Genomic DNA, 12,005 nt, shown 5'->3' on the forward strand with positions numbered 1-12,005 from the left:
ATCTTGGAGATTTCCGTAAAAGAAACGATAAAAAAATCTGCTAGATCTGCTAAATCTGCGTGAAAAAAAGTAGGCAAAAGTGTGTAATTTGAGCTTGACAGACTAAAACTTATGTAAATGAATAATGCCACAGATTACACTGATTCCCACAGATTAAATCTTTTTAATTCTTTTAATCTGTGGCAAAAAAAGTAGATACAAGTTTGTAATTTGGGCTAAACAGACTAAAGTTTATACAGTTAAATAATTGCACTAATTTCCACGAATTAAATCTTTTTAATCCTTTTAATCTGTGGCAAAAAAACAAACAAAAGTGTGTACTTTTAGTTATTAACTAGACCACTAAAAAGAAATATAAAAATAAATACTAAAAATAATGACTTTTTCAGAAGCAGCTATTCAAACCTTAGTAAAGGAACATTACGGATTAAACGTTAGTGTCAAATCATTAAATGGATATGATGAATTAAACTTTCTTCTGTCTAATGATCAAAATGAAAAATACATTCTAAAAATATCCAACGAAAGTCATTCCTTTCCCTTTTTGGAAGCGCAGGTCAAAATTATCAGACATTTGTCCCAAAGCAATATGGCCGATTTGTTTCAACATTTTTGCCTTAATAAAGAAGGAGAAGAACTAACCAAAATTGAAAAAGATTCTAAAATCTATTACCTGAGAATTTTAAACTTTCTGGAAGGTACTTTTTGGGTCGAAAAAGAGCATAAGCCTAATTCGTTATTTCATAATCTAGGTTCCTTTTTAGGGAATATGGATAAAGTACTTCAGGATTTTTCGCACCCGGCAATGCATCGCAGCTATACCTGGGATATTAGTCGTGCCAGTGAAGCAAACGATGGTCTTAAGTACATTTTAAATCATGAGAGAAGGCGTATTGCCGCTTACTTCCTGTTGCAGTTTGATACTGAAATTGTTCCTAAAATACATCAATTGCGTCATGCTTATATTCACAATGATGCCAATGATTATAATGTACTTGTTCAGGAGGATAAGATAAGTGGTTTGATTGATTTCGGAGATATGGTTTTTACCACCCTAATCAACAATCTTGCGATTGCTTGTACATATGCTATGCTGGATCAGGAAGATCCATTGGCTTGTGCGGCTTTAATTGTAGCAGGATACCATAAAGCCTACCCTCTTACCGAACAGGAAACAGATCTGCTGTATTATTTAATAGCCGGAAGACTTTGCATCAGCGTTACACAATCGGCTTACAATGCTTCTTTGGACAGTGACAACGAACATCATTTTATTACCGAAAGACCGGCTTGGGATTTATTGTATCAGCTTATCAAAATTAACCCGATTAAAGCGCAGGATACTTTTAGAAAAGCTTGTGGTTTTGAAGGTATTATTAAAGAAAACGATTATAGCGACCTCTTAAAAGTCCGTCAGGAAAAGATTGGTCGTAATTTAAGCATTGGTTACAAAGACAAACTAAAAATTGTAAAAGGCGCTTTGCAATATCTGTATGACGATCAAGGACGCACTTTTGTGGATTGCGTAAATAACCCTTCACACGTAGGACATTGCCATCCGGTAGTCGTTCGAAGAATGCAAAAACAAATTGCATCGCTAAATACCAATACCCGCTATTTAAATGATACTATTATTGAATACGCTGAAAAACTTACGGCAACCTTACCTCCTGCTTTAAGTGTTTGTTATTTTGTGAATTCCGGCAGCGAAGCCAATGACCTTGCCATCCGAATGAGCCGTCATTATACCAAACAGAAAGATGTAATTGTTTTAGATCATGCGTATCACGGAACTTCGACGGTGGCTATGGAAATGAGTCCGTACAAATTTGACAGTAAAGGAGGTTTTGGTAAAATGCCCTGGATACATAAAGCCATTAATCCCGATTTATATCGTGGTCCTTACCAATACGGGGATGCAAATGCAGGTGAAAAATATGCTGCCGATGTGCAACGCATTATCGAAGATTTAAAAACAGAAGGAAAAGCTCCGGCAGTATTTATCTGCGAAACTCTTTTAGGCGTTGGCGGACAGATTCCGCTTCCTGAGAATTATTTAAAAACAGCCTATCAATATGTCAGAGCTGCAGGAGGCGTTTGTATTGCCGATGAAGTCCAAGTTGGTTTTGGAAGAATTGGGGATCATTTTTGGGGTTTTGAACTGCAAGATGTTGTTCCGGATATTGTTGTCTTAGGAAAACCTATAGGAAATGGCCATCCGCTGGCAGCAGTAATTGTTACTAATGAAATTGCTGATGCCTTCAATAACGGTTTGGAGTATTTTAACACCTTTGGCGGTAACCCAGTATCTATGACAGCAGGTTTGGCAGTTTTAGATGTAATTCAGGAAGAAGAAATGCAGCAACATGCTCTCGAAGTTGGGAATCATTTAATGGATGGTTTAAGAAATTTAATGGCCAAACACCCGATTATTAGTGATGTTAGAGGTCATGGTTTGTTTATTGGTGCAGAGATGGTCAAAGACCCAATTACCATGGAACCTGCAGTATCTGAAATTGATCGTGTCGTAGAAAAAATGAAAGAGAAAGGGTATTTACTGAGTACAGACGGGCCTTTGTATAATGTTTTAAAAATAAAGCCTCCTATGCCTTTTAATAAACAAAATGCAGATGAAATGGTTGCTTTATTAGATCAGGCATTGAGTGAATTATAAGGAATCAAGGAACTAATTAGCTAAAAGTTTGGCACACGAATGAAACGGATTCGCTATGCGAAAACGTGGATTTGTGCGGATTTTTCTTTTTCTGTGTGGGATGGTTGTTTTGTGAAGATTTGAATAAGAATTCCGCGGAGATTCGCAGAGGCCACACAGAGATTCACAAAGAATCATAAAACTTTGTGAATCTCTGTGCAACCTTTGTGAAGCTTTGTGAAACCTTCTTAAGTGCTAAGGATTGACCTGAAAATGATTTTTTAGAAGGCTTTTGCCTAAAAAGTATTAAAATGAATAATAGTAATAATAATCCGCTTTCGGAACCAATTTCACATCTTGAAAATTTAGAAAAACAATTGGAAGGTAAATTATTTTATGACCATACCATGCGTTTGTTATATGCTACAGATGCAAGTGCTTATAAAGAAATGCCGTTGGCTGTTGCGATTCCTAAAACAAAGGAAGACATTCAGAAAATCATTGCTTTTGCACGCGAAAATAAGAGCAGTGTGATTCCGCGTGCGGCTGGGACTTCGCTTGCGGGTCAGGTAGTGGGTAATGGGATTATTGTAGACATCTCACAAGAATTCACCCAAATTATCTCGGTGGATGAAATCAATAAAACCGCATGGGTTGAACCGGGTGTAATTCGTGATGAACTTAATCTGCATCTGAAACCCTATCAACTCTTTTTTGGGCCTGAAACGTCTACCAGCAATCGTTGTATGATTGGCGGTATGGTAGGAAACAATGCCTGTGGTGCCAGATCGGTTGTCTACGGCTCGACAAGAGAACATCTTTTAGAAATAAAGGGCTTTTTGGCTGATGGAAATGAAGTCACTTTCAAAGCATTAACCAACACCGAATTTGAAAATAAATGCAACGGCATTGATACGGTAAGTCCGTTAGAGCAATCGATTTACATTCAAATTAAAGAAGTAGTATCATCTGAAACCAACAGACATTTATTCGATAAAAATTTCCCTAAAAAATCAATTCCAAGGAGGAACACCGGTTATGCATTAGATTTATTAGTCGACAGTATGCCGTTTGCTGCTACTGATGAGAAGTTTAATTTTTGCAAATTAATTGCCGGATCAGAAGGAACTTTATTCTTTGCTACCGCTATAAAACTAAACTTAGTTCCTGCGCTGAAACCTTTTGCTGCTCTGGTCTGCATTCATTTTGAAAGTCTTAACGATTCTTTGAGAGCTAATTTGGAAGCCCTGAAATTCAATCCTGATAGTGTTGAACTTATTGATCATTATATACTGGAATGTACCAAAGAGAATTTGGAACAAAGTAAGAATCGTTTTTTTGTAGAAGGAGACCCTCAAGCCATTCTTGTGGTTGAATTTTTAAGAGATACACCAGAAGAAATAGATACGATAGCCAAAGAAATGGAGCTTTTAATGCGTTCTAAAAACTTAGGCTACCATTTTCCGATTGTTTATGGCGAAGAGACTAACAAAGTATGGAATTTACGAAAAGCCGGACTTGGATTATTGTCTAATATACCCGGAGACGCAAAAGCAGTCGCGGTTATTGAAGATACGGCTGTTGATGTAAATGATTTGCCAGCCTTTATCGAAGATTTTAATGCGATATTAAAACAACGCAATTTAAGTTGTGTTCATTACGCACATGCTGCAACGGGTGAATTGCACCTGCGCCCTATTATCAATTTAAAAACCAAAGAAGGTGCCGCCCTTTTTAGAACTATAGCCACAGACATTGCGCATTTGGTAAAAGAATATAAAGGATCACTTAGCGGTGAACATGGCGACGGAAGACTTCGTGGTGAGTTTATTCCATTGATGCTCGGAGAAGAAATTTATCAACTGTTTATCCAACTTAAAAACACCTGGGATCCCTGGAATGTTTTTAATCCGGGAAAAATTGTGAACACGCCTCCAATGGACACCAATTTAAGATATACTCCGGGACAGGATACTCCAATGCCGGAAACTTACTTTGATTTCTCAGAACATAACGGTATCCTTCGTGCTGCCGAAATGTGTAATGGTTCGGGAGATTGCAGAAAAACCGAGAAAAGTGGTGGTACGATGTGTCCCAGTTATATGGCTACGCGAAACGAAAAACACACCACTCGCGCAAGAGCAAACATGCTCAGAGAAACCATCACTACCTCAACAAAAGAAAACAAATTTGACGCTGAAGAACTTCTTGAAGTACTCGATTTGTGTTTGAGTTGTAAAGGTTGTAAATCCGAATGTCCTTCTAATGTTGATATGGCCAAGTTAAAAGCGGAAACCTTACAACAAAACTATGATGTAAATGGAGTCAAATTTCGTTCCAGTCTGATTGGAAATACACCAAAAATAAATGCTGTTTTTGCTACAGTTCCGTGGGTTTATAATTTATCTACTAAAGGTTTTTTGGGTAACCTCATCAAAAGATCAACCGGATTTGCGGTTGAAAGACAACTACCGCAAATGCATAAAATTACTTTTGCAAAATGGATTAAAAAACACGTTCAAAAAGGGAATTTTATCCACGGTCAGGTTTATTTGTACAACGATGAATTTTTAAACTATTATGATGTCGAAATAGGTCAAACGGCTGTTCAATTATTAAACCATTTAGGGTATGAAGTAATAGTTCCACAAATTGGCATAAGCGGAAGAACTTATTTGTCAAAAGGCATGTTAAAAGAAGCCCGTGAAATTGCCGAAAAAAACATACTGGCTTTTGAAAAAACAATGCCGGAGAATGCTATTCTAATCGGAATAGAGCCTTCTGCCATCTTATCGTTTCGCGATGAATATCCTGATTTATGCCGTGGCATATTGAAAGAAAAAGCTAAAACATTTGCAGGCAGAACGTTACTTATTGAAGAATTTTTGGCCCGTGAATTAGACGAAGGACGTATATCGTCTGCTAGTTTTACAAATAAAGAAGAACGTGTACGCATGCACGGTCATTGTTTTCAAAAAGCGTTGTCTTCTTTAGTTCCTTTGAAAAAAATTCTAATGCTTCCGAAAAACTATACCGTTCTAAATATTCCAAGTGGTTGTTGTGGTATGGCGGGGTCATTTGGTTATGAAAAAGAACATTATGACATTTCCATGAAAATTGGAGAATTGGTTTTGTTCCCCTCCATTCGCTCCGAAAAGGAAGCTACTTTAATCTCGGCATCAGGAACAAGTTGCAGACATCAAATAAAAGACGGTACTAACCGAAATGCACAACATCCCGTGAGCATATTGTATAATGCTTTAAAATAATTTGATCCTTTTTCACTTTGAAAATAAAAATATACAACAAAAAAGACTGTCCTACCAAAAGTAAAACAGCCTCTTTTTGTTATTAAAATTGATCAAAACAATGAATTGAACAATTCATTATCAATCCTTTTTAAAATTTTAAATTTTATTTTTTAATTATTTTTCTGGTGGTTACTGTTCCGTTATCTGAAATAAACTGAACTAAATAAACCCCGGGAACCTGATTCGCAATGTTTACATCAAAATCTCTCTGTTTAGCGGTTCTTTCTTTAAATACAACTCTGTTGTAAATACTTACTATTCTTAAAGTTCCCTGTTGCTCATTGTTAATGCTGATTTTAAACACTCCGTCTGTCGGATTAGGATAAATTGTAAACAATTGAGATTCGGCTGCTTCTTTAAGAGCAATTTCATTTCCTTTGGTATTGGCCTGTTTTTCGGCTCTTACAAGGGCAAAACGTTCACCGCCTTCCAGTTCTCCTTTTAGAGCATCTTCCTGAATAAGGTCTAATGTGATCTGCTGATCCAGAGGGAAATCTTTCGCTACTTTAAAGTCAAATGTTATTCCGAAAGTTTCCTCATTGTCAATCGGTAAATTTGCAATTGCACCTTCTCTGTTGGTGATCAGAATTTTGTTTTTATCAATAATCTGAACTCCTTTCAGACTTCCGTTTGCTTGCGCTCTTTCAAAAAGACGGTCATCCAGTGTCGCTACGATTGTTCCCCCTAATTCAAAGAAGTTGTTTTTAAGCTCTTCATTAAATCCTTTGTCTACAAATCTTATATTAATAGTTTTAGACTTCACTCCTCTTATAAATACTGCTGTAGGCGGAACAAAATCGGTTGTATTTAAATTATAAACACTTAGGTTCTTCCAGGCAATATTGTTATTGTTTTTAGCATTTGGAGTAATTACAACACCATTGACTTCATTAGGCATTGGGTCTCTTGGAGATTCGATTCTGGCAATTAAGCAGAAATGGTGCTGATCATACGTATAATCTGCCGGGTTTGGCGGGTACCATGGCACCATTACTATAGTGCTACCCCCTACTGGTATTGATGGAATACTTACTTCACCAATCTCATCACCGTGTTTTACTGCTCCGACACTAAAGTTCACAAAATTAGTAGGCCATACCAATCCGGATGACGCTTTTGCAAAATAGAGCCTTACTTTTGCAGAAGAACTTGGACTTGTTCCCTTGTTATAAACTCTGATGTATACTCCGTTTGGAGAACTCAATTTAAACTCAGGGTTCTGATGTGAAAGTCCCGCATCGATACTTTGTCTTACCCAAATGTCATCACTGATCCACATTGGACCTAAATCAGGATTTGGCTCTAAACCTGTATCAAAAGGTCTGTCTTTGATATATAAATCCGCTATTGGCAAAGTGATACCGGTAACAATTACAGAATATTTCTGACTGCTATTCACCAACGTTCCTTTGTGCGTAATTTTTACCGTATAGACACCTGCAGCGCCTACAATAGCAATTCTTTCAAAAGGGTCTCTGGTATTATCTCCCAATCCGTTTGTTGTGGCTGACAACAATCTGTAAGGGAAAACTGTACCTGCCGTATTTGTTACTCGTATGTCGAGGTCATTTACAAGTCGGGCTGTACCCACATTTACAATACTTCCCGGATTGGCAGTTCCGGCAGGATCTGTCCAGGATATCGAAGCGATTAACGGATTTACTCCATCTGATGTTACCGGAAAACTATAAGAACCACCGTTTGGTAAGGTATGTTCCTGAATGATGGCTAAAGTTCCATTTTTCGTAATAGTTTCTGCCGCAAATTTTGCATTTAACAAACCCCATCCGAATATAGCGTCAGGGCCTGTCGGTCCGGCATCATCTGCAGTATGCAAAGCCAATCCTTTTAAAGTTGCCGCACGCATAAAATTTCCTTTCAGATTTTTGTAGTGCTGCTGCAATAAAAGTAAAGTACCGGTAACGTTTGGTGATGCCATAGAAGTTCCCGTTGCATTACCATAACTCGTATTGGTCAATGGCGTAATTACTGACGTAAGTGTAGCGGTAGAATAAACAGAGGTTCCATTTCCGGTAAGATCCGGCTTGATTCTTAAATCATCTGTTGGTCCCTGACTACTCGAAGTATTAATCGTTACGCTGGTTAAGGCTCCGGCTGAACTGATCACAGCATCATTGGCATTAGCAATTACCAAATTATTCTTCGCAGTCGCATATCCCGTCAATTTATCGTAGCTCGGATTCCCTCCCAGCGGACTCGGATTTGCGGTATTGTCAGTACCGTCGTTACCGGCGGCTTTTATCATCAAATAGTAAGGCGCATTAAACATTAAATTGTCCCAGTCTCTTGCGAAAGTTTCATACGCTCCAAATCGCCAAGGTGCCATTATAACAGTTCCTACAGAATTTCTTAATCCCCATCCGTAGGAATGATTGGACAGCAACATTCCGTTTGAGGCTGCGGTCGTAGCCTCAGCTAAATCAGAATTCCATTCATTTGTTCTTGCAGTTGCCATATTGGCCATTCCTTTTGAAGCGGCGACTAAACCAGCTGCAACAATAGTACCTGTAACATGGTTCGCATGTTGGCTGTTATTACTGGTCGTTATGATAGTGGTAACACCATCAGAAATAGAAACCCTTCCTCCAAACTCATTGTGAGTAGGAAGCGTGGCTCCACCGTCCCAGACATAAGCAGTCATTGATTGTCCATTTAAGTTGAGTCCCAAACCACCGCCTGAATTCAGAAAGTTTGTACGGGTCGATTTGGCAGCATTTACGTTTTCAGGTGTAAAATAAAGAGGTTGTTTACCATCTGCGGAAACGCCCATCAATTCACTCACAGTACCGTCTTTATTTTTAAATGTGGTACTCCAGCCATTGGTTTTGGCCAGACTTAAAGCTCGGTCCTTATTTCGGTCTGACTCACTCTTGTATTGTTTACTTAGCGCTTCCAGCTCTGTTATATTTGAATTTTGCCTAATCTTTTGAATATCATTCTGCGTTTGGGAATACGTTATTCCACATACGCAAAAGAGCATATATTTGTATAATTTTTTCATATGATTTTTGTTTTAATGGGTTGTTTTGTTCTCATAAACTCTTCATAAGAAAAAGGCGGACTTCTGTCACTCATAATCCCAGAGCATTCAGAAAATACATTTGTTTTGATTTTCATAATTCCAGTTGGTTAAGGGTTAGTAAAGAATAGTTTTATTGTAATCCGTTGGTATTCGAAAAATAAACTTGTTCAACTTTATTTACAAAAACTCTAATTTTTGTAAGATTTATTCATTAAACACAACAAAACTCGTTAAACAAAACGAACCAAAAAAGAGTATAAATACCTGATTTAAAACACATTGACTTTTCACCTCTCTAACAACAATCAACCGAAAACCAATTCGACTTAAATCCATTAACCCGCCATTTAAAAAGAACTAAGGATCTTATTTACTCCCTCTTCTACTTTCCAAAAAGCATACAAGCTGAATTATTTTTTATATTTTTGAATGGAGCACTAAAGCCTTCCTTCTAAAAGATATGAAACCACTATTAGTATTAATCAGCGTTTTTCTGATCTCCTTAGTTTCTATTATTCTTCTTTCCGGAGATTACAATTTTGCATTGGCGGCACGAATTGCGATGTCGGCGATGTTACTGTTCACGGCTATAGCACATTTTGTATTTGCAAAGGGAATGAGTATGATGTTACCGGACTTTATTCCGTATAAGACGGTCGTTATCTGGTTAACCGGATTCATTGAAATTGCTGCTGCGATCGGACTCTTAATTCCGCAAATCAGAATAATAACCGCTTGGCTGCTCATTGTGTTTTTTATTCTTATACTTCCGGCTAATATATACGCCGCTACTAAACAGATCGATTATCAAAAAGGGACTTTTGACGGAAACGGAACGACTTATTTGTATTTTAGGATTCCATTACAAATCCTTTTTATTGTTTGGGTTTATCTGTTGGCAATCATCAACTAACTAATTCAAGTTGTTAGTTTTTTTTAATCTGTTACTATTTGAATGGCTTTCTGCTTTAGCTCAATGGCATTAGGTTAAGAGATTTTTTCACGCAGATTCTGCTGATTTTCTTTCATACAATTTTAACTCATTTCCTGAAATACTTAATTCATCCTTTTTTTTCCTTAGCTTATTGTTTTGTCTTTGCCGGACCGTTCTTATTCAAATAGTTTTGTCTTATAAATTCACCCCTTTAACACTAAAACAATGAATAAAGAATTAGTTTTTTTAAGAACATTCGCTATCGCCACCTCGTTAGGAATGGTTGTCCTTACAAGCTCCGCTTTCAAAGAAAAAAGCAATACAAAATTTACTGAAATTGATGTAGAACGCCTCAATATTGTAGAAAAAGACGGCACGGTAAAAATGATTATTACCAATGTAGACCGCTTTCCAAACGGAAAGGATATCATCAATAAAAGGCCTACTAATGAAGGGCGAAAAAAACGTTCGGGCATGCTTTTCTTTAATGAAGAAGGTATTGAATGCGGCGGTTTTATCTATGACGGTCAGAAAAAAGAAAACGGGCACTCAGCCGGTTTGTCACTTACCTACGACCAATACGATGGTGATCAGGTCATGCAATTGCTTACACAAGATTACATTAAGGGAGACAAAAGAGTCGTATCCAGCACTCTTGCTTTTAACGATCGCCCGGCAAAAGAATCACAGTTGAAAACCTTTGAAATAACACAAGAACTGGCAGAATTACGCAAAAAAGATCCACAGGCAATGGAGAAAAAACTAAAGGAGTATGAAGAACAAGGCTTGTTAGGAGGCGCTACACGCGTCATGCTCGGAAAATCCAGAAGCCAAAACAACGGGCTCTTTTTATTTGATGATAAAGGAAAACCAAAAGCGATGTTTTATGTAGATAAAGAAAACAAAGCCAAATTGGACTTCTTTGACGACAACGGTGCCATCATTGCTTCATTCCCGGAAAATAAAACCAAATAAACTTCAGGTCAATAGTGCTGCAAAATTAGAAATGCTATTTTTGTATTGATACATCGTCTATAGAAAATGAAAAACATGCTATCTCAACTTAAACAAGCCCGGTATTTTCTACTGTTTGTCTTTTTATTCTCTTACGCACAATCGATACAAGTCCGTTTTTTAATAAGACAGAAATTAAACTGGTTTATTTTTACACCGGAGGCTGCTATAGCTTCGCTTATGTCGTCCTGTGTTTTATTCCTGATCCTTTATTTTTTTATCAAACGCTGGCAAAAATCAGAGCTCTTTAGTTTCAAAGAAGTATTAAAAATATTCAGCTTCTCCTTGTTGGTCTTTTTGACAACAATGAAAACTATAGGGCTGCTGCTTGCCCTCCTATTTGATACATTTGAGCGCAACTTCAATCAGAAAACGCTGCTTTTATCAACCTTTTCGGAACTAATGGATGCAATTATTTATGGAAGTTTTTTTCTGACTTATTACTATTATCAAAAAAACAAAACAAATCAAAAGCAACTTATAGTTTACAATCAGGCTTTGGCAGAAACTAAAATTGACCGGCTTAAAGCACAGCTTAACCCTCATTTTTTGTTTAACAATCTTAATGTACTGGATCAGCTTATTGAAGAAGATCAACTGCAAGCTTCTGATTTCTTAAATGAGTTTGCTGAAATTTACCGCTATGTTTTACAAGTTTCAGACAAAAAAATAATTGCTTTGGAAGAAGAATATGCTTTTGCTAAAAAATACTTCAACCTGATGCAATACAAATACGGGACTGCTTACCAATTGCAAACAGAAACTTTAGATCTAAGCGGAAGTATTGTACCGTTAACATTACAATTGCTTTTAGAAAATGCCATTCAACACAATTTAGGAACAGAGGCAAATCCGATTCGTATAAAAATAAACAGAGATACTAAACTCACGGTAAGCAACACTATTGTACCAAAACGCAATTCAAAAACCTTGTCAGGAAGGGCATTACAGAACTTAAAAGAGCAATACTTTCTGTTAACAAAAGACCAAATCGAAATTGAAAAAACGGCTACTACTTTTTCTGTTTCTATACCTCTAATTTCAAACTAA

6 protein-coding genes are annotated in these 12,005 nt (G+C 37.1%); 5 read left to right on the forward strand and 1 reads right to left on the reverse strand.

Annotated features, from left to right (window positions below; genetic code table 11):
* The first annotated feature begins 376 nt into the window (after positions 1 to 376).
* Together ACHRV5_RS03600 and ACHRV5_RS03605 are read left to right on the forward strand one after the other, a co-directional pair.
* Positions 377 to 2,674, forward strand: a complete 2,298-nt coding sequence (locus tag ACHRV5_RS03600; protein WP_395425804.1) for an aminotransferase class III-fold pyridoxal phosphate-dependent enzyme — start codon at positions 377 to 379, stop codon at positions 2,672 to 2,674.
* Positions 2,675 to 2,964: 290 nt separating this feature from the next.
* The gene (locus ACHRV5_RS03605) at positions 2,965 to 5,922 is read left to right on the forward strand and encodes an FAD-binding and (Fe-S)-binding domain-containing protein (protein ID WP_395425805.1); all 2,958 of its coding nucleotides are present in this window, start codon (positions 2,965 to 2,967) and stop codon (positions 5,920 to 5,922) included.
* A gap of 145 nt (positions 5,923 to 6,067) precedes the next feature.
* Here the strand turns inward: ACHRV5_RS03605 and ACHRV5_RS03610 are convergent, their stop codons facing one another.
* Complete coding sequence (locus ACHRV5_RS03610; protein WP_395425806.1) at positions 6,068 to 8,986, reverse strand: S8 family serine peptidase; 2,919 nt, start codon at positions 8,984 to 8,986, stop codon at positions 6,068 to 6,070.
* Between the two features lie 481 nt (positions 8,987 to 9,467).
* Between ACHRV5_RS03610 and ACHRV5_RS03615 the strand changes: the two genes are divergently transcribed.
* From ACHRV5_RS03615 to ACHRV5_RS03625, 3 genes are all read left to right on the forward strand, one after another.
* Positions 9,468 to 9,920: a hypothetical protein gene (locus ACHRV5_RS03615; protein WP_395425807.1), complete on the forward strand. Its 453-nt coding sequence runs from the start codon at positions 9,468 to 9,470 to the stop codon at positions 9,918 to 9,920.
* 246 nt (positions 9,921 to 10,166) lie between these two features.
* Complete coding sequence (locus ACHRV5_RS03620) at positions 10,167 to 10,916, forward strand: hypothetical protein (protein WP_395425808.1); 750 nt, start codon at positions 10,167 to 10,169, stop codon at positions 10,914 to 10,916.
* A gap of 345 nt (positions 10,917 to 11,261) precedes the next feature.
* A complete protein-coding gene (locus ACHRV5_RS03625) occupies positions 11,262 to 12,005 on the forward strand; it encodes a sensor histidine kinase (RefSeq protein ID WP_395425809.1) in 744 nt (247 codons plus the stop codon).

Source organism: Flavobacterium sp. FlaQc-52, assembly GCF_044007495.1.
GTDB lineage: Bacteria > Bacteroidota > Bacteroidia > Flavobacteriales > Flavobacteriaceae > Flavobacterium > Flavobacterium cupriresistens.